The sequence below is a fragment of the Pseudomonadota bacterium genome, assembly GCA_039196715.1.
Classification (GTDB): Bacteria; Pseudomonadota; Gammaproteobacteria; order CALCKW01; family CALCKW01; genus CALCKW01.
The window spans coordinates 1-26,122 of the sequence record JBCCUP010000047.1 but is presented as its reverse complement, the minus strand read 5'-3'; the positions used below and the strand labels follow the sequence as shown (position 1 = coordinate 26,122).

22 protein-coding genes and 1 tRNA gene are annotated in these 26,122 nt (G+C 60.7%); 20 read left to right on the top strand and 3 right to left on the bottom strand.

Annotated elements, in window-relative coordinates; all coding sequences use genetic code 11:
• The first annotated feature begins 102 nt into the window (after nucleotides 1-102).
• The gene (gene gltX / locus AAGA11_15295) at nucleotides 103-1,515 is read left to right on the top strand and encodes a glutamate--tRNA ligase (GenBank protein MEM9604231.1); all 1,413 of its coding nucleotides are present in this window, start codon (nucleotides 103-105) and stop codon (nucleotides 1,513-1,515) included.
• 38 nt (nucleotides 1,516-1,553) lie between these two features.
• A tRNA-Ala gene (locus tag AAGA11_15290) sits at nucleotides 1,554-1,629 on the top strand.
• Nucleotides 1,630-2,015: 386 nt separating this feature from the next.
• Here the strand turns inward: AAGA11_15290 and flgN are convergent.
• The 3 genes from flgN to flgA all read right to left on the bottom strand — a co-directional run bounded on the left by flgN (nucleotide 2,016) and on the right by flgA (nucleotide 3,674).
• Nucleotides 2,016-2,468 (bottom strand): flagellar export chaperone FlgN, encoded by a 453-nt coding sequence (gene flgN, locus AAGA11_15285; protein MEM9604230.1) that lies wholly within the window; start codon nucleotides 2,466-2,468, stop codon nucleotides 2,016-2,018.
• Nucleotides 2,469-2,476: 8 nt separating this feature from the next.
• Nucleotides 2,477-2,803, bottom strand: a complete 327-nt coding sequence (gene flgM / locus AAGA11_15280) for a flagellar biosynthesis anti-sigma factor FlgM (GenBank protein MEM9604229.1) — start codon at nucleotides 2,801-2,803, stop codon at nucleotides 2,477-2,479.
• A 151-nt stretch (nucleotides 2,804-2,954) separates the two neighbouring features.
• On the bottom strand, nucleotides 2,955-3,674 hold the full coding sequence (gene flgA, locus AAGA11_15275) for a flagellar basal body P-ring formation chaperone FlgA (GenBank protein MEM9604228.1): 720 nt from the start codon (nucleotides 3,672-3,674) through the stop codon (nucleotides 2,955-2,957).
• 346 nt (nucleotides 3,675-4,020) lie between these two features.
• Between flgA and flgB the strand changes: the two genes are divergently transcribed.
• From flgB to AAGA11_15185, 18 genes are all read left to right on the top strand, one after another.
• A complete protein-coding gene (gene flgB / locus AAGA11_15270) occupies nucleotides 4,021-4,422 on the top strand; it encodes a flagellar basal body rod protein FlgB (protein MEM9604227.1) in 402 nt (133 codons plus the stop codon).
• A 2-nt stretch (nucleotides 4,423-4,424) separates the two neighbouring features.
• Nucleotides 4,425-4,835 (top strand): flagellar basal body rod protein FlgC, encoded by a 411-nt coding sequence (gene flgC, locus AAGA11_15265; protein ID MEM9604226.1) that lies wholly within the window; start codon nucleotides 4,425-4,427, stop codon nucleotides 4,833-4,835.
• A gap of 28 nt (nucleotides 4,836-4,863) precedes the next feature.
• Nucleotides 4,864-5,565, top strand: coding sequence for a flagellar hook assembly protein FlgD (locus AAGA11_15260; GenBank protein MEM9604225.1), 702 nt, complete (start codon nucleotides 4,864-4,866; stop codon nucleotides 5,563-5,565).
• A 38-nt stretch (nucleotides 5,566-5,603) separates the two neighbouring features.
• The gene (gene flgE, locus AAGA11_15255) at nucleotides 5,604-6,869 is read left to right on the top strand and encodes a flagellar hook protein FlgE (GenBank protein ID MEM9604224.1); all 1,266 of its coding nucleotides are present in this window, start codon (nucleotides 5,604-5,606) and stop codon (nucleotides 6,867-6,869) included.
• A 32-nt stretch (nucleotides 6,870-6,901) separates the two neighbouring features.
• Nucleotides 6,902-7,639 (top strand): flagellar basal-body rod protein FlgF, encoded by a 738-nt coding sequence (gene flgF / locus AAGA11_15250; protein MEM9604223.1) that lies wholly within the window; start codon nucleotides 6,902-6,904, stop codon nucleotides 7,637-7,639.
• Nucleotides 7,640-7,657: 18 nt separating this feature from the next.
• Entirely contained in the window at nucleotides 7,658-8,443 is a 786-nt protein-coding gene (gene flgG, locus AAGA11_15245) for a flagellar basal-body rod protein FlgG (protein MEM9604222.1), read from the top strand.
• A gap of 24 nt (nucleotides 8,444-8,467) precedes the next feature.
• Nucleotides 8,468-9,142, top strand: a complete 675-nt coding sequence (locus AAGA11_15240; protein ID MEM9604221.1) for a flagellar basal body L-ring protein FlgH — start codon at nucleotides 8,468-8,470, stop codon at nucleotides 9,140-9,142.
• Nucleotides 9,142-10,236 carry a flagellar basal body P-ring protein FlgI gene (locus AAGA11_15235; GenBank protein MEM9604220.1) on the top strand — a complete coding sequence of 365 codons (1,095 nt, stop codon included), beginning with the start codon at nucleotides 9,142-9,144 and terminating at the stop codon, nucleotides 10,234-10,236. The genes AAGA11_15240 and AAGA11_15235 overlap by 1 nt, the downstream gene beginning before the upstream one ends.
• Before the next feature lie 2 nt (nucleotides 10,237-10,238).
• Nucleotides 10,239-11,423 carry a flagellar assembly peptidoglycan hydrolase FlgJ gene (gene flgJ, locus AAGA11_15230; GenBank protein ID MEM9604219.1) on the top strand — a complete coding sequence of 395 codons (1,185 nt, stop codon included), beginning with the start codon at nucleotides 10,239-10,241 and terminating at the stop codon, nucleotides 11,421-11,423.
• A gap of 138 nt (nucleotides 11,424-11,561) precedes the next feature.
• Nucleotides 11,562-13,454, top strand: a complete 1,893-nt coding sequence (flgK, locus tag AAGA11_15225) for a flagellar hook-associated protein FlgK (GenBank protein ID MEM9604218.1) — start codon at nucleotides 11,562-11,564, stop codon at nucleotides 13,452-13,454.
• Between the two features lie 88 nt (nucleotides 13,455-13,542).
• A complete protein-coding gene (gene flgL / locus AAGA11_15220; protein ID MEM9604217.1) occupies nucleotides 13,543-14,733 on the top strand; it encodes a flagellar hook-associated protein FlgL in 1,191 nt (396 codons plus the stop codon).
• A 435-nt stretch (nucleotides 14,734-15,168) separates the two neighbouring features.
• The gene (locus AAGA11_15215; GenBank protein ID MEM9604216.1) at nucleotides 15,169-16,653 is read left to right on the top strand and encodes a flagellin; all 1,485 of its coding nucleotides are present in this window, start codon (nucleotides 15,169-15,171) and stop codon (nucleotides 16,651-16,653) included.
• Nucleotides 16,654-16,910: 257 nt separating this feature from the next.
• A complete protein-coding gene (locus AAGA11_15210; GenBank protein MEM9604215.1) occupies nucleotides 16,911-18,401 on the top strand; it encodes a flagellin in 1,491 nt (496 codons plus the stop codon).
• A 396-nt stretch (nucleotides 18,402-18,797) separates the two neighbouring features.
• Nucleotides 18,798-20,282: a flagellin gene (locus AAGA11_15205; GenBank protein MEM9604214.1), complete on the top strand. Its 1,485-nt coding sequence runs from the start codon at nucleotides 18,798-18,800 to the stop codon at nucleotides 20,280-20,282.
• A 178-nt stretch (nucleotides 20,283-20,460) separates the two neighbouring features.
• Nucleotides 20,461-21,861, top strand: coding sequence for a flagellar filament capping protein FliD (gene fliD / locus AAGA11_15200; protein MEM9604213.1), 1,401 nt, complete (start codon nucleotides 20,461-20,463; stop codon nucleotides 21,859-21,861).
• A gap of 401 nt (nucleotides 21,862-22,262) precedes the next feature.
• Nucleotides 22,263-24,212, top strand: a complete 1,950-nt coding sequence (locus AAGA11_15195; GenBank protein ID MEM9604212.1) for a methyl-accepting chemotaxis protein — start codon at nucleotides 22,263-22,265, stop codon at nucleotides 24,210-24,212.
• Nucleotides 24,213-24,754: 542 nt separating this feature from the next.
• Nucleotides 24,755-25,798, top strand: coding sequence for an IS21 family transposase (gene istA / locus AAGA11_15190; GenBank protein MEM9604211.1), 1,044 nt, complete (start codon nucleotides 24,755-24,757; stop codon nucleotides 25,796-25,798).
• A partial coding sequence (locus AAGA11_15185; protein ID MEM9604210.1) for an ATP-binding protein occupies nucleotides 25,795-26,122 on the top strand: 328 nt, incomplete at its 3' end. The genes istA and AAGA11_15185, both read left to right, overlap by 4 nt.

The following is a 26,122-nucleotide window of genomic DNA, read 5'->3' as shown; positions in this document are numbered from 1 at the left end:
CGCGCGTTGCCAGCGCGCTGTTGCAGGTTAAACTTGCGGGCTGCCTGCTGGCCATACCCCGCCAGTGCCCGCCCAGCACAGACACTGTTGAGAACCAACGACATGAGCGTCAGAACCCGTTTCGCACCGAGCCCCACCGGGTACCTGCACGTCGGTGGCGCGCGAACAGCGCTGTTTGCATGGCTATATGCAAAGCAAAGGGGCGGCCAATTTGTCCTCCGGGTGGAAGATACTGACCGCGAGCGGTCAACCGATGCCTCTGTGCAGGCCATTCTCGACGGCATGGCGTGGCTGGGACTCGACGCTGACGAGGGCCCGGTATTCCAGACGGGACGCTACGATCGCTACCGGGACGTGGTGGCACAGCTGCTCGAATCCGGGCATGCCTACGTGTGCGATTGCTCGCCCGAGCGGCTGGACCGCGTGCGCTCAGAGCAGATGGCCCGGGGTGAAAAGCCGCGTTACGACGGCCATTGCCGCGATCGCGCTCTGGCCCCCGGGGCCGGTGTGGTTCGCTTCCGCAATCCCGACGAGGGGTCTGTCACCTGGGACGACGCGGTCTACGGCGCCATCACCGTGGCCAACGCCGAGCTCGATGACTTCGTGATCCTGCGATCGGATGGCAACCCGACCTACAACTTCTGCGTTGTTGTCGACGACAGCGACATGGCCATTTCGCACGTGATTCGCGGCGACGACCACATCAACAACACACCGCGGCAGATCAACCTGTACCGGGCGCTCGAAGCGAGCCTGCCGGTCTTTGGCCACTTGCCGATGATTCTCGGCGCCGACGGCAAGCGGCTGTCGAAACGGCACGGTGCCGTCAGCGTGTTGGCCTACCGCGACGCGGGCTACCTGCCCGACGCGTTGCTCAACTACCTGGCCCGGCTGGGTTGGGCCCACGGTGACCAGGAGGTCTTCTCTCGGGACGAGATGACCGAGTTGTTCACGCTCGACGCGGTCAACCGCAAGGGCGCAACCTTCGACCCGGTCAAACTCGACTGGCTGAACGCGCACTACCTCAAGGCGCTGCCGGGCGAGACGCTTGCAGCCCGTCTCGCCGAGCGGGCTGAGCAGGCGGGGCTCGACCTCTCCGCCGGTCCGCCCGTCGCGTCGGTGGCAGCCTTGCTGGTCGATCGGGTGTCCACACTCGATGCCCTGCTCGACCAGTGCCGTTACTTCTACGCCGATTTTGACGCCTTCGACCCGGTTGCGGCGAAGAAACACCTGCGCCCGGTGGCCAAAGCGGTGCTGCAATCGGTGCAGGACGGGCTGGTTGCGCTTGATGACTGGCAGCCCGAGGCCATTCAGGCGCGGCTCAACCGGACCGCAGAGTCGCTCGAGGTGGGATTCGGCAAGGTTGGCCAACCGCTGCGCGTGGCGGTCACAGGGCAGGGCGCGTCACCGTCGCTCGACAACACGCTTGCCCTGATCGGAAAATCGCGGACGCTCGCCCGCCTCGAACGGGCCCTGGTGTTCATCGAGGCGCGTGAAGCCGCGTCGGGGGATTGACCTTTTCACCAAGACGGCTTAAATTTCCAGTCTTGCGTGGGGCCATAGCTCAGTTGGGAGAGCGCTACAATGGCATTGTAGAGGTCGGCGGTTCGATCCCGCCTGGCTCCACCAGACCCCCCCTCGCTCGCTGTCTTTTTCAGACATTGCGCGCCGACCTCAGGGTCGACGCCGATGGTCCGGCACACCAGTGCCAGCCCGCTGGACGGCCGGGCCCACATCCGACTGTTAGCTTCGGCCTCTTTGTCTCGCCGCTGTTGTCAGCACGCGCAGGCTGCGCGGTGAATGCCGGTTGAGCGGATCTCGGTTGTCCCGAGCGCGCGCTGTGTGCGGGTGGGGAGGGGCGAATGCGGACGGCGTGCCACGCGAACGTCGTGCACAGCGCCGCACCCACGGGTCGCTCCGGCGTGGTCGTGTCGGGGGTGGGCTTGCGTTGTTGGACGTCGCGGTGCGCGGCGGAGAGCAGACGGGCGTGACTCACCCGTCCGGGATGGTCGTGATCAGGCGCGCGCTGACAGGGTGTTGTTGGCCGTGGTGCTGGTCTGACCGTTCTCCTCGTAGGCACCGGACGGTTGGGCGTTTGTCAGCAACGCGATCAACTCGGCGTTGTTGGCCATGGCGCGTGAGATGGCCTCGGCTTGTGACACCAGCTTCTGCTGGATGATGCGGAGCTGTTGCTGCACGCTCTGGTAGCGCGGGTTCAGGCTTGGGCTGTCTGCGTGCTGCAACACCGCCTCGCGGAGGGTTGCGTAGCCGAGCGACACGCTGATGCGTTTGAGTTCGGCCTGCACGGTCTGCAAGGACTCTGCGCGCTGCTGTTGTGCGTCTATGGCGCCGGGCAGGGCGTCGCTGTCTTGTCGGTCAAGGGCCGACACACTGTTGTCAATTGCGGCATCAAGCGCCGCCACAGCGGCCTCGTAGACGTCCAGTGTCTGCGAAAGTGATGTGCTCATGACTGAACTCACAAGCTGTCGAGCAGCTGTTCGGTCTCGAGGAATTTCTCGGCGATGCGGTCGGCGTCGATGGTGTATTCGCCGGCGGCGATGCGGGCCTTGATGCTGTCCACCTTCGCTTTGTCGAAGGGCGCGTTCTCGGACGCCATGGCCAGCTCGATCTGCTGCAGGCGCTCGACGCCCGCGCTCAGTGACACCGTGTCGGTGGTCGAGGCAACACCGCTGCTCGCCGGGCTGTTGGCGGCTTTGTTGTCCTGCTCGATGACCGCGCTCTTGGCGGTGTCCTGCATGGCGATGGTGCGGCCTCCGGTGAGGCCTTCGATTGAACCGACCATCATTCTACTCCGTGGTTGTCACTTGATTGTAGGTGGCTTCTGTCTGCGATCCGTTCGCGTTTGTGCGAGAGGAAGTAGCATTGTGTTACTCCCGCTGACGGCCACGCACACCGTACCTGAACTGATTGACTAGCAATCTGTGATCCAGCTATCACAACGGCACCTGAACTGTGCCGCGTTTCACAGCCACACCGTCCACCACACGCCCGGACGTCAGGTTGCGCACGGTGACGCGCTGCCCCTGTGAGGCGTTGTCCAGCGCCTGGCCCTGAGCCCGGATCTCGATCTGGCCCCCACGGGCCAGGATCGTCACGCGTTGCCCCTTGTTGACCAGGAAGGGCGCCCGCAGGTGGCGTGCATTGAGAATCTGGTTGTTGCGAAGCGGCATGGCCGTCGAGAGACCGACCACATCCTCAACGCGCTCGAAGTAGCCCTGGTACAAGCGTGCCCGTTCGGACTTGACCAGCTGGAGGTCGGCGGCCGTGACCGTGGCGCCGCGTGCGATGGGTGACGTGGCTGCCACCGCGTCGACCCACACCCGCACCACGACCGACACGTGCAGGCGCCACGGCGCGACGCTGTCGTCGCAGCGGACCTCGACGTGGGTCGACCCCTCGGTTCGGCGTGCGTCGCGGAAGTCTGCGGTGAGCGCCGCGTCGCAGGGCTTGAGTCTGAGGCGGCGGTCCAGCGGTTTGATGTCGTATTCGACCGGGTAGCGTGTCTCGAACTCGTGGGCGGTGAGGAAGGCCTCGACTGCCTGTGTCACGTCGACCGGGCGGGTCGGTGCCGCATTCAGCTGCGCCGCGAACAACGCCGCCAGCGCGAGCGGCACACCCCGTGCGAATCCCTGTAGGAGAGAGCGAATAGCCATGCGATCGCAGATGCAACCAGCGCGCCAGATGCCGCACTTGTGTTGCGCCGCTGCCGGATCGGCAGTGGGGGGACTGTGTAGGCAGTTACTGCCACGTGCACACGGTGCAACGGGCAGTGGATGGCCGCGCAAATCGGGGTGTCGGCGGCCGTTTCGCCGTGTCTGAATCGCCGAGCAGTGAAAAAGTACCGGGGTTGCCGTGTGTGCTAGGCGATTGAATTCAGAAGGGTTTCCGGGTCATGGACCGCGATTCTCGTGCGAGGCTCAGCGGCCTGCGCGCAATCCGTCATTTATTTGGCATATCAACTGCATTGTTGCCTTAGACCCGTACAGGAGACAGCGGCAGATGGAAGGCAGACTTGAGCGCACATTGGGCATTCACGACGATGCTCTCCGACTGCGTGCGCAGCGTGCGAACGTGATTGCATCCAACATTGCCAACGCCGACGTGCCGGGCTACAAGGCGCGCGACGTCGATTTCAAGGCGGCCCTGTCTGCCGCGACCCAGCGCAGCACGGCGGCATTGAAGATGGTCGGCACCGACGACCAGCACATGGGTGTGAGCCACGATGTGCTCGACACCGACCCGCTCTACCGTGTCCCGAATCAGCCCACGCTCGACGGCAACACGGTCGATTCGCAGACCGAAAACGCCTTGTTTGCACAGAACACCCTGCAGTACCAGGCGAGCCTCCAGTTCCTCAGCAGCAAATTCCGCTCGTTGCGGTTTGCCATCAAAGGTCAGTAAGCATGTCTCTGTTCAAGAACTTCGATGTCGCCGGTTCTGCCATGAGCGCCCAGTCGGCGCGGCTGAACCTCACGGCATCGAACATGGCCAACGCCACCACCATCGCGGGCAGCCCGGACGAAGCCTACCGGTCTCGACACCCGGTGTTTCAATCGATCTACGACGAGGCGACCAACGGCTCGGCGGTGTCGGTTCAGATGATCGGGGTTGTCGAAGACCAACGGCAGCCGCTCGCGCAGTTTCAGCCCGGTCACCCACTGGCAGATGAGCAGGGATTTGTCTACGCGCCGAACGTCAATGTGGTTGAAGAGATGGTCAACATGATGTCTGCCTCGCGCAGCTTTCAATCCAATGTCGAGATTGTGAACACCACGCGTCAGATGCTGCAACGCACGCTGACGATGGGCGAATAAGGTCAGAGGTAGCAGAGCATTGAGTACTGTGAATCAAACGGTCAATCCGTTCATCAACAGCCTTCAGTGGAACCCGACACAAGCGGACGCGGCCCCGCCAGCGTCGGAGAACCCGAACAACAGCCTTGGACAGGAAGAGTTTCTCGAACTCATGACGGCGCAGCTGCAGAACCAGGATCCGTTCTCGCCGATGGAGAACGCCGACTTCATCGGCCAGATGGCGCAGTTCGGCACGGTCTCGGGCATCGGTGATCTGCAGGCCGAGTTCGCGGCCTTCACCAACACCATGAAATCCCAGATGCTCGTCGATGCCTCGAACATCGTCGGCAAGTCTGTGTTGACACAAGGTGACGCGATTGACCTGCCCGCCGAAGGCGATGCACGGGGCATGCTGAAGCTGGTTTCGGATGTGGACAGTGTCACCATCAACATTGAGAACGAATCGGGTGCGCTGGTGCGCACCATTCGCCTGAGCGATCAGGACGCGGGCGACGTCGAGTTCAGTTGGGACGGTTTGAACGATGACGGGGTGCGTGTCCCCGAAGGAACCTACACGCTGAATGTGACAGGCAGTTTACGCGGCGAGACGCAAGGATTGTCTCCCTATGTGTATGGAGAAGTTGAGAGCGTTTCATTGGGAGGAGACCAATCAGAAATGGTCTTGCACGTATCAGGAGTGGGTGCAAAGACAATGGACGACGTGGTTGAAATTGCCAAAGCTGCAATATAAACGTCAGTAGCTGAATAGAATAATCTAGAGGAAATTCAATGTCTTTTGAAATCGGACTCAGTGGTATCAACGCCGCAAGTTCAAGTCTATCTACTGCCAGTCACAACATTGCGAACGTGGGGACGACAGGGTTCAAATACCAGCGAGCTGAGTTCGCCGATGTGTTCTCAAACAACGTATTCTCTGCAGCCAGGACCAGCATTGGCGACGGTGCGATTGTTAGCAATGTGCGCCAAGTCTTTGGCCAGGGTAACCTTGACTATACCGAGAATGCCCTAGATCTCGCCATCAACGGCCCCGGCTTCTTCATGGTGTCTCCCACTGAGGACGTTCTCGATCCGCAGTTCACTCGTGACGGATATTTTCGCTTGGATGCTGAAGGTTTCATCGTCGACGGAGAAGGACAATACCTTCAGACGTTTCCAACTGATCCCGATACTGGGTTAGTAACGTCCAACAGCATCACTGCTGCGCAACCAGTACAACTCGCAGATCAGTACGGGGCTGCAGTTCAGACCAGCAATGTCGGCATAGCTGCGAATCTGCCAGCTGGAGCGGCGGAGTTGCCTATCGCTGGATTTGATCCCACCGACATAAACACCTACTCCGCTGCTACCAAAGCAGTTATCTACGATTCTCTCGGGGAGAGCCACAGCCTTTTCACTTACTTCATTCACACAGACTCTGCTGCTAACGAATGGGAGGTGCGAACCTATGTCAATGACACTGCCTTGACGCCAGCTCCTGGTGAATCCACGACGCTCCAATTCGACGGCGGTGGTGCGTTGATCGCACCGGCCAACGGCGATATCCAATATGACCCTGAACCGCTGGCTGCCGGTTCGGATCCGTTGACAATAAACGTCGACTTGACTCCCACACCCGCGGAGCTGACGACACAGTTTTCATCAGCCTTTAACGTTCCTTACGTTTCACAAGATGGTGCTACTGTTGGCAGACTTAGTGGGCTATCTGTCGAAACAGATGGCAGTGTGATTGCGAAGTACAGCAACGGTAGAACAGTCTCACTGGGGAAGGTAATCCTAGCTGACTTCCAGAACATCAACGGATTACGGCAAATTGGCTACTCATCTTGGAACGAGACACTTGAATCCGGCGCTGCGATTGTGAGTGAGCCAGGGTCAGGCAGTGTGGGCACGATTCAGGGCGGTGCGTTAGAGACGTCTAATGTCGACCTGACCGCGCAGTTGGTCAACCTGATCACGGCGCAGCGGAATTTTCAGGCCAATGCCAAGACCATCGAAACCTCCAACACCATCACCCAGACGATCATCAACATCTGATGAGTCGGGTGTGAGACTGACCGAGCCACACCATGGATAAGGCAATTTACGTTGCGATGACGGGTGCAAAAGCAAACATGCTTGCGCAGGCGAACAATTCGCACAACCTGGCCAACGTGAACACCACGGGGTTCCGCGCTGACATCGACCGCTTCACCAGCGAGCCCGTGTACGGCCCGGGACACCCGACCCGGGTGTACAGCGAAGGCGAGACGGCGGGGTACAACCGCAGCAGCGGCACCCTGCAGCAAACCGGCCGGACCCTCGACATCGGCATTGCCAACGAGGGATGGCTCGCAGTGCAGACCGCGGATGGCGACGAAGCCTACACCCGCCGTGGCGACTTGCAGATTCAGGCCGACGGACTTTTGGTGAACGGGGCGGGCGAGTTGGTGCTTGGGGACAACGGTCCGATTTCGATTCCGCCTAACGAAGAGTTGATCATCGGCACCGACGGCACGATCACGGTCAAGCCCCTCGGTGGCGGCATCGAGCAGGCGGTGATCGACCGCATTCGGCTGGTCAGCGACGACGGCTTCGAGCTCGAGAAAGGGGAAGACGGTCTGTTCCGAACCACGACGGGCGATCTCCTGCCACCGGACGGCAACGTCCAGGTGTTTTCCGGGATGCTCGAGTCGAGCAACGTCAATGCGGTGGAGGCGATGGTCAAGATGATCGAGTTTGCCCGCAACTACGAAGCCCAGGTCGGGTTCTTTCGCGAAGTGGAGCGCATGGATTCAGCCAGCGCACGACTGCTCGGCACCAACTGATAATCGAGAAGAACACCTATGAACTCCGCTTTGTGGATATCGAAAACCGGCCTCGACGCGCAGCAGATGCGCATGTCGGTGGTGTCGAACAACCTCGCCAACGTGGCCACCACCGGCTTCAAACGCGACCGCGCCAGCTTTGAAGATCTGTTCTACCAGACTGAACGCGCTGCGGGAGGTTTGTCCGGAAACAACACCACGATCCCGAGCGGATTGAACCGCGGTACCGGTGTGCGCGTGGTCAGCACCGACAAGTTGCACACCCAAGGCAACATGTCCCAGACCGGGGCTTCGCTCGATGTCGCGATCAACGGCCGTGGGTTTTTCTCCATTGTCATGCCAGACGGGTCCACATCGTACACGCGCGATGGCAGCTTCAAACTGGATTCGACCGGCACCTTGGTGACGTCGAGCGGCTACACCGTGAACCCGGGCATCACGCTGCCGAACAACACCCAGAGCATCAACATCGGCGACGACGGCACCTTGTCCGTGAGCCTGCAAGGCGCGGTGTCGGACGTGGTCATCGGGCAGATCACACTGACCGATTTCGTCAACCCCATGGGCTTGCGCCCGGTCGGGGAGAACCTCTTCGAGGAGACCGGTTCGAGCGGCAACCCGATCGTGGGGGCGCCTGGCCTCGCCGGCATCGGCACCCTGCGCCAGGGGTTTCTCGAGACCTCGAACGTGAACATCGTTGAGGAGATGGTCAACATGATCGAAACGCAGCGGGCTTACGAGATCAACTCGAAAGCCATCTCCACAACGGATCAGATGTTGCAGTACTTGAATAACAACGCCTGATAGGTGAGAGAGGGTCTGATTCCGGTGCGTAGACTTGTAGTCCTGTTCCCGCTGCTCATGATGAGCGGTTGTCTTCACACGGAACTGAAGAACCCGCCCACACCGGAATTTGTTCCGGTGATCGGCGCCAGCGCGCCGGTCATCGAAACAGCGCCGACTGGCAGCATCTACCAGGCCGGTCGCGCAAACGAACTGTTCCGCGACCTCAAAGCCTACCGCATTGGTGATGTCCTCACCGTCGTGCTCTCCGAGGACACCTCGGCCGAGATGCGTTCGACGACCACGACCAAGAAAGACGACAACACGTCGCTCGGTATCACCAGCCTGCTCGGCAGCCAGTACGCGCCGCTCGACAGCCCGCTCGGGGTGCAAAGTGACAACTCGCGGTCGTTTTCCGGCACCGGCAACAGCAGCCAGAGCAACAGTCTCGACGGCCAGATCACCGTGACCGTGCACGATGTCCTGCCAAACGGCAATCTGCTGATCCGTGGCGAAAAACGCGTCACGATCAACCGCGGCATCGAGTTCCTGCAACTCAGCGGCATCGTCCGGCCAGAGGATGTGAACGCGCAGAACCAGGTGAGTTCGGTGCGCATCGCCGACACGCAGATCACCTACAGCAGCCGCGGTATCGTCGGTGATTCCAACACCGCCGGTTGGGCCTCGCGCATCTTCAACAGCCCGTGGTGGCCGTTCTGATGATCCGCGTTCTCGTGGTGCTGCTGGCGTTGATGGCCACGCCGACCTACGCCGAGCGCGTCAAGGACATTGCCAGTGTCGCAGGCGTGCGTGAGAACCAGTTGCTCGGCTATGGCCTGGTGGTCGGTCTCGACGGCAGCGGCGACTCGCTTACACGCACCCGCTTTACCGCGCACAGCCTCTCGGCGTTGCTCAACCGCTACGGCATTACCCTGCCCGAAGGGGTGACACCCGATTCCAAGAACATCGCGGCCGTGATGGTCAGCGCGACCTTGCCGCCGTTCTCGAAGCCGGGTCAGCGCATCGACGTGACCGTGTCCTCGCTCGGAGATGCAAAGAACCTGCGCGGTGGGAGCCTGTTGATGACACCGTTGAAGGGCGCCGACGGTGCGATCTATGCCCTGGCGCAGGGCAACCTGACTGTCAGCGGGTTTGGTATCGAGGGTGCTGACGGTTCAAAGGTCACGGTGAACGTGCCGAGCAGCGCACGGGTGCCGAACGGGGCGACCGTGGAGCGCAGCGTACCCACGCCCTTTGGTGCGGCGGACGCGCTGTACTTCAATCTCCACACGCCCGACTTCACCACCGCCAAGCGGCTCGCCGACAAGTTCAACACGGCCCTCGGCCCGGGCAGCGCTTCGGCCCAGGATGCTGTGACCGTACGGGTGCTCGCGCCCCCAACCGTGGACCAACGCGTCGGCTTTCTGGCCTACCTCGAAGAACTCGAGATCGAGCCCGGCGAGGCGGCGGCCCGGGTGATTGTCAACTCGCGCACCGGCACGATCGTGATCGGCAGTCACGTGCGCGTCGGCCCCGCGGCGGTCACCCACGGCAGCTTGACCGTGTCGGTCAACGAGAATCCCGAGGTGTCGCAACCGAACGCGCTCGCTGGCGGGCAGACGGCTCAGGTCGAAGACACCGCCATCGATATCGACGAGGAGAACAACCGCATGTTCCTGTTCCGGGGCGAGACGTCGCTCTCGGAGATCGTGCGGGCCGTCAACCAGGTGGGTGCGGCGCCGAGTGATCTGGTTGCCATTCTGGAGGCGCTCAAGGAAGCGGGTGCACTCCAGGCGCAGTTGATTGTCATTTAGCTGTGAACACCATCGACGCGGGACAGTACCTCGACTTGCGCGGCCTGGCGCAACTGCGTCACCAGGCACGCCAGACCCCTGAAGCCGACGCAACCCTGCGCCAGGTCGCAGAACAGTTCGAGAGTCTGTTCGTGCACATGGTGCTGAAGTCACAGCGTGCAGCGACCTTCGGCGATCCGCTGTTCGACAGCAACGCGCTCGACACCTACCGCGACATGCAGGACCAGCAGATGGCGCTTGAACTCGCGCGCCGTGGCGGTTTCGGGCTTGCCGATGTGCTGGTACAACAGCTGGGCAAGTTCCACAACGTCGGCCAGCCCGCCGAGGCTGAAGCCGCCGACGCCAGCGTCGATACGGGTGCCGGTGCCGGGGGCGTCAGCGAGACGGCGCTGCGCTTCACACCGCCGGTCACGCTGAACCGCGAGGTCGGGTCGGACGCCCAGCCTGCACTGAGGCCGACGGTCGAGACGGCCGCGTCGGCACTCGGGTTCGACCCGTCTGATTGGCCGGGTGTTGCGCTGGACACCGTGACGCCAGGCGCGCGCGACGCAGCCCTGGCCCCGCACAAGCCGGTTGAGCCGGTTGCCGTACAGACCGGCGCTGCGCCACTTGAGCCGCTTCGGGGTATCCCGCTGGCCGTCTCTTCGCACCTGAGCTACCGTGTCGAGCCTGCTCGGTCCGGTTCACCGGCCGATGCACCTGCCTGGTCCTCGCCCGAGCAGTTCGTGCACGCGGTGATGCCGCACGCCCGCAGCGCGGCGCAGGCGATCGGCGTCGACCCGCGGGTGCTGGTCGCCCAGGCGGCGCTGGAAACCGGTTGGGGCCAACACGTGCCGCACGATGCCCGGACAGCGGGTTTCAACCTGTTCGGCATCAAGGCCGACGCGCGCTGGCAGGGCGAGCGCGTGGCCTGGAACACGCTTGAGCACGACGGCGTCGAGTTTCGGCCAACGCGTGCCCAGTTCCGCGCCTACGCGGGCGTTGAACAGGCTGTGAACGACTACGTGGACTTCCTGCGTGACAATCCGCGTTACGAACCGGCCCTGGCCCGCGCGGAGGACGCCGACGCGTACGTCGAGGCCTTGCACGCGGCGGGTTACGCCACAGACCCGGACTACGCCGACAAGGTCTTGTCCATCCTGCACGGCAATCGGCTGAACCAGGCCGTGGCGACGGCGGAGGGCTGACCACGATGGCGCCTACAGTTCGGCCACATCGGGCCGCTACCGCTGTTAATGTGATGCATGATGCGCGTCTGTCGACGCGAACACGGCCACCGAAGGGCGGTGTGATCACCGGGCATCACGCGCGCCAGGAAGGGTCTCATGCCTGATTTGTATGGCATCGCCACCAGCGGTCTGCGCGCCACGCAGTCCTCGCTCAGCACGGTTGGCAACAACATCGCCAACGCGAACACCGACGGCTACCACCGACAGCGGGTCGAGAAAACCGAATCCATCTCGGTGCAGTTCGGCAGCTTCCGCTACGGCACCGGTGTGCAGATCGACGCGCTGGTCCGGGCGCACAACGAAATCGTGTCCAAGCAGCTCCGCGTCGCGACCTCCGACCTGTCACGCCACGAGCAGCTCGCCGAGGTGTCGCGTCAGGTGTCGGATCTCTTTGGCGAGGAGGGCTACGGGCTTGACGAGGGCCTGAGCAAGTTCTTCAACGACATCCGCGACGCGACTAACGACCCGAGCTCCGTGCCCCTGCGCACCGTGGTGCTCGAGAGTGCGCGGTCGTTGGCCCACAAGTTTCAGGGCATGGACAACGAGCTCAAAGCCGTGTCCAACAACGTCGAGAGTGAAATCAGACAGCAGACCAGCGAGCTGAATCGCCTCACTGATGAACTCGGCAAGATCAACCAACGCATCCACGCGGTGTCTGGGACGACGGCGAAAAACGTGTCACCGGACCTGCTCGACGAGCGCGATCGGTTGCTGCACCAGATCAGCGAGCGGGTGAACATCCACACCCGGTTTTACGACGACGGCGCGGTGAACGTAACAGTGCAGAGCGGTCACACGCTGGTCAACAAGGAAGGCGGCTACCCGCTCCAGCTCGAGGTGGCCTCGGACCGCCACGATCGCTTCGACCTGCGTGCGTCGGACGGCGGCCAGCCGGTGATCACCGAGATGCTGCAGGGTGGCACGCTCGGCGCGCTGTTGCACGAGAGCCGCGACGTGATCGACGAGGCGCGTGACAACATCGGGCGCCTGGCGGTTGGCCTGAGCGAAATGCTGAATGCGCAGCACCGCATTGGTGTGACACCGGCGGGTGATTTCGGTGGCAACTTCTTCGACGTGGGTGAACCCAACATCGTCAGCAACCTCAACAACACAGGCCTGGCTACCATCGACGTCGCCTACGTCGATGCAACTGCGTTGCGCGGCGGCGACTACACGCTCTCCTACGACGGCGCCAACTGGACCTTCGCCTCGGAAGACGGCACCAGCAGCGTCTCGGGCGCCGGGCCGACGTTGACGCTCGATGGCCTGGAGCTCACGCTTGGCGGCACCGCCGTCGCTGGCGACACCTACCTGGTGCAGCCCACCAACGGCGCCGCAGCGCGGCTGACACTGGGCTTGAACGACGCCTCCGAGCTTGCGGCGAGCCTGCCGGTGCGCGCTGTCGTCGACAGCGAAAACGTCGGCAACGGCCGGTTGACCGGACCCGAGTTGCTCGATGTCACGGACCCTGGCTTGCGCACGCCAATCGACATCGTCTTCAACAACCCGGCGACCAGCTTCGACCTGATTGACACCTCGACCGGCACGACCGTGGCTGCCGCGCAACCGTACACACCCGGCGACCCGATCGACCTCAACGGGTGGCGGGTGCGCATCGACGCCACGCCGCAGGCAGGTGACCGGTTCGTTGTCGAGGACAACGCGGGCGGCACGGCCTTCCACAACCTGCGCGAGATCTCGGATCTGCAGGTCAAGGACTATTTCGAGAACGGGACCGCTTCGGTCGAGGACCTGTTTCAGAATGCCCTGGGCGAAGCGGCCGGGGTCGCCGCAGCGTCCCAGCTCGGCGTCGAGAGCCAGCGTGCGTTGCACGAGAACCTGAGCGAGCGCCTGGAGTCCGAGGTCGGCGTGGACCTCGACCAGGAGGCGGCCGATCTGCTGCGTTTCCAGCAACACTACCAGGCGAACGCCCGGGTGCTCACCGTGGCGCAGGACCTCTTCAACACCATCCTCGGAGCCATGCGGTGAGCCTCTCGAACCGCGCGGGCACGGCCGCTGACGGGACGGGTGTCGCACCCGGCGCGCGCGTCGGGGCCTTGAGCAGGGGACGCCCACAATGCGCATAACCCACAATCTCACCTTCGATCGGGCGCTGTCTTCGTTCAACCAACAGAACAGCCGGATCTACGACCTCCAAGGTCAGTTGTCGAGCGGCGTGCGGCTGCAATCGCCCGACCAGGCACCCGTCGATGCGGTGCGGGTCAGCCGCTTGAACAGCCTCAACGCGCGGATGGAGCAGTACCAGGAGAACATCAACCTGGTGAACCACCGCCTGGGCGTGGAGGAGAGTTCGCTGCGCAACATCACGACCCTCTACCAGCGCGCCCGCGAGCTCACCATTCAGGCCGGTAACACGTCCTTGCCGACGGAGTCGCGCGAGGCGATAGCAACCGAACTCGAGTCGCGCATGTCGGAGCTCGTGGACCTGATCAACACCAAGGACTCGCTTGGCAACTACGTGTTCGCCGGCTACGATGGGAGAACCAAACCGGTCGAGATGACCCTGACCGACGGCCTCGGGCGGGTGGAGATGCGCGGCGGAGAGGTCGAACACCGGGTGGAAGTCGGCGAGGCCCGCGACGTCATCGTCGGTGATCATTCGGCGAAAAACGTGCTGCGCACCGACAGTGCCACAGCGCTGCGCACACGCGCGGATGTCACCAACACCGGCACCGGGCTGATGCTGCCGGCCTTTGTCTCCGACGAAACCGCCTTTGCCGGTGACACGCTGACGGTCGAATTCGTCGGTGCGAACACCATCGACGTGCGCGACAGCGGTGGCACCGTGGTGGCGGCGGGTTTGACCGTTGTCACTGGCGAGCGCATCGACTTTGCCGGTGTCACAACCACCTTCGACGGCTCGCCCGCAGTGGGCGACACCTTCACCATCGAGCCCGGGCTGCGCAAGGACGCCTTCGGGGTGTTCAATCAGATGATCGACGCCTTGCGCGGCGGCACCGACGAGCAACTGACCGAAGCCGTCGACCGCACCCTGACCGATTTCGACGGGTTGATGAGCACGGTGTCCACAGCGACGGCAAGCCTCGGCGCGCGGCTGAACTCGCTCGAATCGCAGAGCGACAGCCTGAGCGACTACTCCTTGCGCACGAGCAAGACGATCTCTTCGCTGCGTGACACCAACTACGCGGAAGCGGCGTCCAACCTGCAACGCGAATTGGCCATACTGCAGGCCGCACAGCAGACTCTGTCGTTGATGCAGCGTAACAGCCTGTTCAACTTCCTCTGACGGCGCGCGCGCAACCGCACCGTTCCGGTGCGTGGTGCGTGTCCCGGCCCCGTCTCTCCTTCACTGAACGTCTGCGCACAGCGCGCGTGTGCGCTGTGTCTGTTGCCGCGTTGGCCGTGACGGGCTGCGTGTGCGTCCGAACGTGTCCTGACACGTTGGCCGCGCCCTGAACGCACGCGTAGGGCGTCGACGCAATGGTGTCGTGTCAGAGAAAAGACGCACAGCATTTGTGTACGGCACTAAAGAAACAGGTGTGAACGCCGTCACACATACCGAGAGAAATGATATCGCTGGCGCGAGAGTATTCATGTGTCACCGAGTTGCCGTGGTTGTCGAGCACTGCTGTGCAGTTCAACCCCGCTCCGGACAGTCACCCGACAATCGTTTGCCAGAGGCTCAAAGTAACTTGCTCACCAAAGAGTCTTGGAGAAAACAATGACGGTAATCAATACCAATATGATGTCGATGAACGCGCTCGGGCGCGTTGGCGACGCTGGCAGCTCGTTGGCCACGGCGATGGAACGTCTCTCGTCTGGTCTGCGTATCAACAGTGCGAAAGACGACGCGGCGGGTCTTGCGATCTCGGACCGCATGACCTCTCAGATCCGCGGCCTGTCACAGGCCGTGCGGAACGCGAACGATGGCGTGTCGCTGGCCCAGACCGCAGAAGGCGCGTTGCAGGAATCCGGCAACATCATGCAGCGTATGCGCGAGCTGGCGGTGCAGGCGGCGAACGACACCAACTCCGCGAGTGACCGCGCCAACCTGCAAAAGGAAGCTGCGCAGCTGCAGACCGAGTTGAACCGCATTGCCAACACCACGACCTTCAACGGTCGCAACCTGCTCGATGGCACCTTCGCTAACGCGAAATTCCAGGTGGGCTTTGAGGCGAACCAGACCATCAACGTGAATGTCGGTGACGCACGCGCCACCAGCATCGGCACGCACTACGCGTCCACCGGCGCTGGCACGGGCACGGCGGCCGTGGGTGCCCTGGCCAACGGCATTGCGGCGGGCACCGTCGCTGTTGACGGTTCACAGGGCAGTGCCACCGTCACGGTTGCGGCGGGTGATTCCGCTCGCGACATTGCACAGGCGATCAATGCGGAATCAGACGGCACAGGCGTGCAGGCTGGGGCGTCCACGAGTGCACTGCTCGGTGTGTCTGCCGCGGGCGCGGTGGCTTTCGACCTGCAGGGCCAGAATGAAGATGCGGCCATCCGGGTTGCTGCCACGCTGTCGGATGCAACCAACCTGACCGACCTCGCCAAGGCGATCAACGACGTGCAGGGCAAAACCGGTGTCACCGCCACCTTGAGCGACGACCGCGCGCAGATACTGTTGGAAAACAGCGAAGGCTACGACGTCACCCTGGCGAACGTGGGCGCATCGGCTTTGACGCTTCAGGGTGTCGAGGCCGTGAACGACCGTGCAGTCGGCGATTCCGCCTTTGATTCCGGTGCAGGTGCTGTCCTGGCGGTTGCCGCCGGCACGGGCACCGGCACCGTGGCGGGCACCGTGACCTTTGACTCTGCCAAGTCGTACTCGGTCACGGCGAGCGATGCGTCGCTCGGTGCGGCCGGTGTGGCCACCGTATCGTCACTCATCGACGTTGGCTCGATCGACATCGGCACACAAGATGGGGCCAACGCGGCGCTGAATGTGCTGGACGGCGGCCTGGCGGCCATCTCCGATGTGCGGGCCGACCTCGGTGCGATCATGAGCCGGTTCGAGAACACCATGAACAATCTCAACAATGTGGTTGAGAACACCTCAGCGGCGCGTTCCCGCATCGTCGACGCGGACTTTGCCGCCGAAACGGCGAAGCTGTCAAAAGCTCAGGTGCTGCAACAAGCGAGCATGGCCATGCTGGCGCAGGCCAACCAGCAACCGCAACAGGTTCTGACGCTGCTCCGGTAAACCGGGCAGGGCATCAGACCGCCTCAGGGCCCGTCTTCGGACGGGCCTTTTTTGTTTGTGTGTAAAGGAATGGTAACCGCCGCCGAAGTAGTAACTAAATCAGTCCTGGCGCCCAGCCTCTCCTCGGATTGACATAATAAAAGCGTGCGTCCTGCACAGTGGATTGATACTCAGTCATTTTCCTAGCTCCCTGTTGTGCACTCGCGTTTGCGTATTGCAGGCGCCACGGCCGTACGCTCAATCAACTGGAGAGTAAGATGACCTCAATCAGTAGCAATCTGCTGTCCCTGAATGCACAGGGAAGTGTGAGCAAAGCCGGGTTCAGTTTGGCCACCTCGATGGAGAGGCTGTCGTCTGGATTGCGTATCAACAGCGCGCGGGACGACGCGGCCGGCCTTGCCATTTCGGATCGCATGAGTTCGCAGATCCGTGGATTGTCTCAGGCAGTACGCAATGCTAATGATGGCGTCTCGTTGGCACAGACCGCCGAGGGCGCGCTGCAGGAGTCGGGCAACATCATGCAGCGTATGCGTGAGCTGGCCGTACAGTCTGCAAATGACACCAACTCCGCGTCTGATCGCGTCAACCTGCAAAAAGAAGTGTCGCAGTTGCAGACAGAGTTGAACCGGATCGCCAACACCACCTCCTTCAACGGCAAGAACCTGCTCGACGGCAGTTTCACCAATGCCAAGTTCCACGTGGGCTTTCAGGCGGACCAGTCGATCAACATCAACATCGGCGATGCGCGCGGCACCAGTATCGGCACGAACTCGCTGTCGACCGCGGCGGGCACCAGCACGGTTGCCGTCGCGACAGCGGCCAACGGAATAGCGGCCACTGTATTGAACCTGGACGGTGCGCTGGGCAGTGCGACCGTGAACGCCGCGGCTGGTGAATCTGCCAAGTCGATCGCCGACAACATCAACGCGAACACGGACGCCACCGGTGTCGAGGCGAACGCACACACCTACGCCATGCTGACCGCCGGTGCCGCCGGCGCGGTGGCGTTTGATCTCGAGGGCCAGAACGAGGGTGACGGCATCCGCGTCGCGGCGACCCTGGCGGCGACTACCGATCTCACGGACCTCGCCACCGCCATCAACGATGTGTCGGGCAAGACGGGCATCACCGCCACGCTGAGTGACGACAAGAGCCAGATCCTGCTCGAGAACAGCGAGGGGTACGATATTTCGATCGCCAACGCTGGTGCGACGGCCCTGGACATTCAGGGCGTCGAAGCCGTGGGTGACCGCGCGGTGGGTGAGGATGCCTTCGCGGCCGGCTCACTGGTTGGCGCGGCAGCCACCATTGCAGCAACGACGGGCCTCGGTACGGTTGCGGGGACGATCACCTACAACTCGTCCAAGTCTTTCTCGGTGACATCGGACACCGCCTCGCTCGGCGCTGCGGGCGTGGCCACGGTCTCCGCGCTGGACGACGTGGGCTCGATCGACATCAGCACGGCGGAGGGCGCCAACGCGGCCCTGAACATCCTCGATGGTGGCCTCGCGACCATCTCGGATTCCCGTGCCGAGCTCGGTGCCACGATGAACCGCTTTGAGTCCACGATGAACAACCTCAACAACGTCGTGGAAAACACCACCGCAGCGCGCTCTCGCATCACCGACGCGGATTTCGCTGCCGAAACGGCGGCGCTGTCCAGGGCGCAGGTGTTGCAACAGGCCAGTATGGCCATGCTTGCACAAGCGAATCAGCAGCCCCAGCAGGTGCTGTCCCTCCTGAGATAAGGGTCCGAGCGGATGACCCACCGGCCGGCCTTTCGGGGCCGGCCACTCCCACATAAAAAAGGCCCTGACCGAATTCGTGTCAGGGCATCTCTTGCGACCGGGTTCAATCAACGTCTGAACGCATTAGCAGATTGTCAGTATTCTCGCATCCCGAAGTAAATCAGTGCCTTGTGACCTCGCTGGGACACTGTGCGCTGATTATTAAGGAATTGAAATGTGCGCCGCTATCAAGTGCAAGGGGACGCATCTCAGTCCGCGTTGCCTTGGTGCGAGTTCAATTATTCGAAAACGTAGTGTCAAACGGGCTCAGTCGGGTTTAACGGAATCTCCCGGCATACGCCTGAACTTCGTCAGATGGTTGGATAATTACACAATTTGGGGAGTAATGAAATGACGATGATTAACACCAATATGTTCTCGCTGAATGCCCAAGGCAAAGTGGGCTCGGCAGAGGGAACATTGGCAATGGCGATGGAGCGCCTGTCTTCCGGGTTGCGCATCAACAGCGCCCGGGATGACGCTGCGGGCCTCGCCATTTCCGACCGCATGTCTTCACAGGTGCGCGGTTTGACGCAAGCTGTGCGGAACGCTAACGACGGCGTGTCCCTCGCTCAAACTGCCGAGGGTGCGTTGCAGGAGTCCGGTGCGATCATGCAACGGATGCGTGAGCTGGCCGTGCAGTCTGCCAACGAAACCAACTCGGCCTCGGACCGGGTGAACCTGCAGAAAGAAGTGTCGCAGCTGCAGACCGAGTTGAACCGCATCGCGAACACGACCACGTTCAACACCAAGAACCTGCTCGACGGTTCCTTCACCAACGCGAAATTCCACGTGGGGTTCGAGGCCAACCAGACCATCAACATCAACATCGGTGATGCACGCGGCACGAGCATCGGCACAAACTACTTGTCTACCACGGCCGGAACCGCAAACGCGGCGGCGGCCGCTGCCGTGAACGGCGTTGCCGCCGGCACCGTTGCAGTTGATGGCTCGCTCGGCAGTGCCACGGTCACTGTGGCTGCGGCCGACAGCGCCCGCGACATCGCTGCCGCCGTCAATGGTGAGGCGGATACAACGGGTGTCACAGCTTCTGCCGCGTCCTACGCGATTCTCGAAGTCGGTGCGGCCGGTGCGGTGGCATTCGACCTTGAAGGTCAGAACGAGGGTGACGGTATCCGGGTGGCGGCGACTCTTGCCGCGGCCACGGACATCAGTGACCTCGCGAAAGCGATCAACGACGTCGCGGGTAAAACCGGCATTACGGCATCCCTGAGTGACGACGGCAGCCAGATCCTGCTCGAGAACCAGGAAGGCTACGACATCTCGATTGCCAACATCGGTGTGACGGCGCTGGACCTGACCGGTGTCGAGGCCCCGAGTGACCGCGCGGTGGGTGAGGACGCGTTTGCTGCCGGTTCGGCAGCGGGTGCGACAATCACGATGGCGGCCGGGACTGGCGTGGGTACCGTGGCGGGAACCGTTGCGTTCGACTCGCCCAAGTCCTTCACGGTCACGGCGAGCGATGCGTCACTCGGTGCGGCCGGTGTGGCGACCGTGTCATCGCTCAACGACGTCGGCTCGGTTGACATCAGCACACAGGCCGGGGCGAACGCCGCCTTGAACGTGCTCGATGGCGGCCTCGCTTTCGTCTCCGACATCCGCGCTGACCTCGGTGCGATCATGAACCGCTTCGAGTCCACGATGAACAACCTGAACAACGTGGTCGAGAACACCACGGCAGCGCGTTCACGCATCACCGACGCGGATTTCGCCAAGGAGACTGCCGCATTGTCCCGGGCACAGGTACTCCAGCAGGCGAGTATGGCGATGTTGGCCCAGGCCAACCAGCAGCCCCAGCAGGTGCTGTCACTGCTTCGGTAAACTACACGCGCCTGGCGCACCACAGGCCGACCTTCGGGTCGGCCTTTTTAATGCATGAGACCGTGGATCGTAATGTGCACCGCTGAAGGCGGCGCATCCGTCGGCCGATAGGTATCTCACCAGGATAGGCTTGCGGGCGGGCGCTGGCGTTTGGCCGCGCGTGCCGAGGAATACAGAGATGGCAACAATTCAGAGTCCGGGTATCGGGTCGGGGCTGGATGTCAACAACATTGTCGAATCCCTCGTCGAGGCCGAGGGCGCACCCGCCCGCCAGCGACTCGACAGCCGCGAGGCGAGGCTGCAAGTGCAGATCAGTGCGCTGGGTGCCTTGAAGTCGGCGGCGAGTGAGTTTCGCTCATCCCTGTCCTCACTCAAGACCACAACAACCTTCAACACCCGCTCGATCACCGCCAACCAGGAGGGCCTGGTGTCGCTCGATGCCGGCACGGCGGCCGTCCCGGGCAGCTACAACATGAAAGTGCTGGAACTTGCGCAAGCCCAGAAATCGGCAACCGCGGGTTTTCTGTCCGAAGGTGTCGAGGTGGGCACCGGTACGCTCACGGTTGCCATCGGGGACGAGACCTTCGACATCGAAGTGGATGCGAGCAACAACACGCTCGCCGGACTGCGCGACGCGATCAATGACACGCTCGCGAGTCAGGGGGTTTCAGCGACATTGCTCAATGTCGACGACCCGGACGACCCCGACGGCGGTATCCACACCCGCATGCTCATCACCAGTGAAAAGTCGGGTTCGGATCAGGCGATCACCATCAGTGTGGCTGACGACGATGGCAACAACACGGACGCCGCGGGCCTGTCGGCGTTGGCCACCGAGAACCTCGAGGTGCTCAGCGAGGCCAAGGACGCCGTGGTCGAGATCGAGGGACTCACCGTAACGTCTGCCACCAACAAACTGGAAAACGTGATCGACGGCGTCACGATCGAACTGACCAAGGCAGACCCGGACACCGACATCGAGATCACGATCGCCGAGGATCACTCGGAAGTGACCGAAGCCGTGAGCCAGTTTGTCGAGGGCTACAACGCGCTGATCACCAGCATCGCGGGGTCGGACAGTTTCGACTCGGACACCGACACGGCCGGCGCCTTGTTGGGCGACGCGAGCGTGCGGTCGTTCAAACTCGCGCTCAGCCGCATCATGGGGACCATTGATCGCCAGGCGGAGTCGTCCTTCAGCTCATTGCCGGCAATTGGCATCACCACGAACGAGGACGGCAGCCTCTCGCTGGACAGCGCCGCGCTCGAGCGGGCACTGAGCACGAACCGCGAAGACGTGTTGAACCTGTTCACGCGGGAGGACGTCGGCGTTGCAATCCAACTCGATGATTTGGCAAACAATTATTCTCGCTTCGACGGTGTTTTCTCGACCCGTCTGGACGGGTTGGAAACACGCGTTGACGCCATTTCGGACGAACGCATCAATCTGCAGACGCGTTTGGACGCTGCTGAATTGCGTTATCGGGCGCAGTTCGAATCCTTGGATCAACTGATGTCGACGCTGACCCAGACGGGCAACTTCCTTACCCAGACTTTCTCGACTAACAACGATAACTAAACCAGTGTTCAATGGATTGCGCATATAGTAAGGTTTCAGCTTTAGTCAGAAACTCTGCCGAAATGATCAGTGGATATATCTTCACTCAGCGGATACTTCCCGAAGTACTTCTGTAGATCCCATAAAATACTAAATCTAGAGAAATATAAATCAGTCCAGAAAAGCAAAAATCGAGTGGTCGAAATTAAAAGGGCGGCGTGAACTAACGGTCTGCTTATCAGCATTAGTTTAGACAAAGAAAGCTGGCCAATAGTCGTTTGTGCCTCACCGTCCGGCCTAGTATGGTCTTATTGTGAGCGAATCAAGGATAGATAGGAAGAGTAGAAAGGAATCTAGCTGTGTCAGCCGAGATTTAGGGATGTTGCGAAGCCGCCTGCTTCGGTACGTTAAAGGATGTCGAAATGGAATTCATAGATAAGCTCTCACTGAAGCAGTGCCTCACACTCTTGCTTCTAGCTCCAACAATAGCTTTTCTTCATCTTGTCGTATTAGAAATTCGCCAAGATCTTGATTCAATTTCCATAGCTGAAAGGCATCTCACCTTACCTTACTATTTCTCGGCTTATGCAGATGTCATTCATGAAGTACAAAATGAGAGGGAATTAACAGTCGGTTATCTAAGTACAAGTGGAAGTGATTTTCTATCGAAGATACAACCACAACAGGCTAAGACCGATGATGCAGTTCTTTCACTAAAGCGGTTGCATGAGAGGCAAAGTGGAGGCACGCTAGATGAAGTAGCAAAGACTACGGATGATGCCTTATTACTGCTCGGCGAGTTAGCAAATGTAAGGCAGAGTAGCGAAGCGGTTGGATTGAACCTAAAGGCCACAGTTGACTCCTACGCCGTCGTTATCGATGGTTTACTACATAGAATCGGTGCGATGACCAAAATTGTTGAATCTGGAAAGACTGCAACCGATGTCGTCGCATTCCTTGATGTACTAAAAACCGCGGAAGCCGCGAGTTTGGAGCGGGCGGCTCTTGTGGAGGTGTTCGCGAGGCAAGTAGTCTCACACACTGATTTTAAGCGAATCGTGAGCGCAGTAGCTAAACAAGAATCCAATAATGATCACTTCGTGGCAACCGCGCCAGCACCTATTCGTATTCTATTCGAAAAAGTAATTTCATCACCCTCTTACGCAGACGCTTTGGCGATGCGCGATCTAGCTCTTGGCGTTGCATCTGGAGAAATTAGTAAGGACGAGCTAAATATTCATCCTTTAGAAGTTTTTAATTCTCACGCCAATAAAATTAGTGGCCTTTCAGAGGTAGAGCAGCGAATCAGATATGATATGGAAAATATCGCGCAAACGCAGTACGACGAGAGCATCAGGCTGCTCTGGATTGCCGTAGCGGAGGCCTTGTTTGTATTGTCTACAACTGTAGCCATAGTAACTTTAATTGTTCGTTCTATATTGGGAGCGATTCATACAGCTACAGAGAGTGCGCAGAAACTTGGAAAAGGCGATTTGTCCGGTTCATTTTTTACCGCTAGGCACGATGATATAGGAAATCTGTTACGTGCTCTGGAAAGCGCAAGAATAAGCCTTATCGAGGTATTTAGATCGATAGAAAAAACCGCGAATGAACTAAATAGCGATGCTCAAGAAATTGAATCGGGAAACTTAAGCTTGAGTGAGCGGACCTTGTCACAAGGGCGGCAGCTGGAATCGATTAGACGCGAAATTGGTCTGTTGTCATCGGCAGTTTCAAATTCCACATCACGACAAAGAGATGGCGACAGTCTAGCTCAGCGTGCGCTTAGCTTGGCGGGCGACTGCGGCGAGATGGTCGAGATACTCTTTACCACCATGGGGGACATTGAAAGTTCAAGTAAGGATGTTAAGACCATAACATCTGTTATTGATGAAATTGCTTTTCAAACGAATCTCCTTTCTTTAAATGCTGCCGTAGAAGCAGCCCGTGCCGGAGAAACTGGAAAAGTTTTTGCGGTTGTAGCATCGGAGGTCCGCCAACTTTCTCAACGAAGTAGCAGCGCTGCAAGTGAGATTGGTGTATTGGTCGATACGAGCGTGGACAAGGTAACGACTGGAGGAAAGCTCGCCGCAAGTGCGAGGGAATCCCTAGCAGAGGTGCGTAACGCTATGCAGTCTGTCGCGGATGTAGTGGCTGAGCTTGCCGCGTACAGTGATACCCAGGAAGGAGAGATACGAGAAATTTACTTTATGGTTCAAGAGATTGATCGTGTAACATTTTGCAACAATTCCATGGTAGATGAAGTAGCGGAAGCAAGCACACGTTTGTGCAGGAACTCATCCGCGTTAAAGAAATCACTGCAGTGTTTTTTAGTGCCACCTGACCCGCGAGGCTCAGTGGAATTTGGATGAGAGTTGCATTTATACTTTGCGTCCAAACTACCAAAAATAGAGTAAAAAAAGCGCTTTTTGGTTCAAGTCCTATTAGCGCGAAGTGAGAAGCAGGCGATCGATTGGCATAAGGTTGTAAGCGCAACCAAACAGCCAACCAAAAGACCGCCGCCATGCTCGATACTACGTTCGCCGGCCTGAGCTGGGTAGGCCTTGTGCCCCGTTCCGCGACATCGCTTGCCGAGCAGTGCTGTGTGATCGAGCTACAACCCGACCCAGCCTGCACGCCCCGGTGTGCTGGCTGCTCACAGCGGTGTGCTCGTGTGCACGACATCGCCATCAGGCGCATCAGAGACCGCGGTCTTTTCGAGGTCTGTTTTTGGCTCGATGTGCCCGTGCGACGCCTGCGTTGTCCACGCTGCGGCGTGTGCCGAGAGTGGATTGAGTGGCTTTCGCCGCGCTCGCGCATCACTGTGTCGCCGGACATCAGAAACTGACCCACTTCGGACAAAAATACTGACCCACCTCTGTAACCGTAGGGCTCCGCGAGGAGGAGCCCATCGATGCTTTCAGAGGAGCATATTTTAGAGATCAAAATTCTGTCGCAGCGCTATGGCAAGAGCATTCGTGCCATCGCTGCCGAGCTGGGGATATCCCGTAACACCGTCAGACGGTATCTGAGGGGCGAAGGGCCGACGGCAAGACCCAGTGGGCGCGGACCGGGACGCCCTCGATCACTTGAGCGCTACGAGGCCTACCTCACCGAACGCGTGACCAAGGCCGCCCCACACCGCGTGCCTGCCACGGTGCTGACCCGCGAGGTTGCAGCCATGGGTTACACGGGCAGCGAGCGCACGGTGCGCCGCTTTGTCGCAGCGCTGTATCAGGACGCGCAGCCCGAACCCACACCGGTCGAACGCTTCGAGACCCTGCCAGGCCAACAGATCCAGATGGACTGGGCAGAGGAGCGCCTCGATGGCCGCAAAGTCTATTGCTTCATCGGGCTACTCGGCTACAGCCGGGCGCTGTACGTCGAGTACGTCGACTCGATGAAGAGCAGCGTGCTGATCGCTTGCCATGAACGCATGTTGATCGCCTTTGGCGGCGCGCCGAACGAGATCCTCTACGACAACATGAAGACGGTCGTGTGTGCGCGAGATGCCTACGGGCGCACCAAGCACCGATTCCAGAACGATCTTTATGAGTTGGCAAAGCGGCACGGGTTCTTGCCGAGGCTGTGTCGTCCTTACCGACCACAGACCAAAGGCAAAGTGGAGCGCTCAGTCCACTACATCCGCCACAGCTTCTTTGTGCCTTTGATGACCCGCTTGGCGCTGGATGGCATCACACCGGATCTGCAGCGACTCAACGCCGAGGCACGCCACTGGTGTGATGCCGTTGCCAACCGACGCATCCACGGCACAACCGGCGAAGTGCCGGCCATGCGCTTGCTCGAAGAGCGCGCACACCTCAGCTCACTGGGGGCTCAGCCCCCAGTGTTGACTGTCCACTCAGCTGACGGGTCGCCGGTGCGTCGATGGCCACGCGAACGCATCCAGCGTTCGCCAAAATACTACGACACCGTGTTAAGCGAGGCCTTGTCATGAGCGCCCGTGCAGCGGCCTCTAACACCCAGAGCCTGGAGCGGGTCGCTGAGCTTTGTGCCGCCTTGTCACTCAATGCTGTAGGCGATCAGTTCGTGACGTTGGCTGACGACGCCGCGCGACACAAGCACGCGTTCACGGACTACCTCTCGGCATTGCTCGAGGCGGAGTACGCAATGCGCCAGGAACGCAGTCGGCAGATGATGCTCAAACTCGCCACCTTGCCAACGGTCAAGACCCTTGAGGAACTCGACTACGAGGCTGCGCCAGGATTGCCCAAAGCGAAGATCCAGGAGCTTTCCAGCCTCGCCTTCGTTGAACGCCGAG

Excerpts from the sequence above, each read along its gene's own strand:
- gltX (MEM9604231.1), top strand. The coding sequence starts at position 103 with ATGAGCGTCAGAACCCGTTTCGCACCGAGCCCCACCGGGTACCTGCAC.
- flgN (MEM9604230.1), bottom strand. The coding sequence starts at position 2,468 with ATGAGCACATCACTTTCGCAGACACTGGACGTCTACGAGGCCGCTGTG.
- flgM (MEM9604229.1), bottom strand. The coding sequence starts at position 2,803 with ATGGTCGGTTCAATCGAAGGCCTCACCGGAGGCCGCACCATCGCCATG.
- flgA (MEM9604228.1), bottom strand. The coding sequence starts at position 3,674 with ATGGCTATTCGCTCTCTCCTACAGGGATTCGCACGGGGTGTGCCGCTC.
- flgB (MEM9604227.1), top strand. The coding sequence starts at position 4,021 with ATGGAAGGCAGACTTGAGCGCACATTGGGCATTCACGACGATGCTCTC.
- flgC (MEM9604226.1), top strand. The coding sequence starts at position 4,425 with ATGTCTCTGTTCAAGAACTTCGATGTCGCCGGTTCTGCCATGAGCGCC.
- flgE (MEM9604224.1), top strand. The coding sequence starts at position 5,604 with ATGTCTTTTGAAATCGGACTCAGTGGTATCAACGCCGCAAGTTCAAGT.
- flgF (MEM9604223.1), top strand. The coding sequence starts at position 6,902 with ATGGATAAGGCAATTTACGTTGCGATGACGGGTGCAAAAGCAAACATG.
- flgG (MEM9604222.1), top strand. The coding sequence starts at position 7,658 with ATGAACTCCGCTTTGTGGATATCGAAAACCGGCCTCGACGCGCAGCAG.
- AAGA11_15235 (MEM9604220.1), top strand. The coding sequence starts at position 9,142 with ATGATCCGCGTTCTCGTGGTGCTGCTGGCGTTGATGGCCACGCCGACC.
- flgK (MEM9604218.1), top strand. The coding sequence starts at position 11,562 with ATGCCTGATTTGTATGGCATCGCCACCAGCGGTCTGCGCGCCACGCAG.
- flgL (MEM9604217.1), top strand. The coding sequence starts at position 13,543 with ATGCGCATAACCCACAATCTCACCTTCGATCGGGCGCTGTCTTCGTTC.
- AAGA11_15215 (MEM9604216.1), top strand. The coding sequence starts at position 15,169 with ATGACGGTAATCAATACCAATATGATGTCGATGAACGCGCTCGGGCGC.
- AAGA11_15210 (MEM9604215.1), top strand. The coding sequence starts at position 16,911 with ATGACCTCAATCAGTAGCAATCTGCTGTCCCTGAATGCACAGGGAAGT.
- AAGA11_15205 (MEM9604214.1), top strand. The coding sequence starts at position 18,798 with ATGATTAACACCAATATGTTCTCGCTGAATGCCCAAGGCAAAGTGGGC.
- fliD (MEM9604213.1), top strand. The coding sequence starts at position 20,461 with ATGGCAACAATTCAGAGTCCGGGTATCGGGTCGGGGCTGGATGTCAAC.
- AAGA11_15195 (MEM9604212.1), top strand. The coding sequence starts at position 22,263 with ATGGAATTCATAGATAAGCTCTCACTGAAGCAGTGCCTCACACTCTTG.
- istA (MEM9604211.1), top strand. The coding sequence starts at position 24,755 with ATGCTTTCAGAGGAGCATATTTTAGAGATCAAAATTCTGTCGCAGCGC.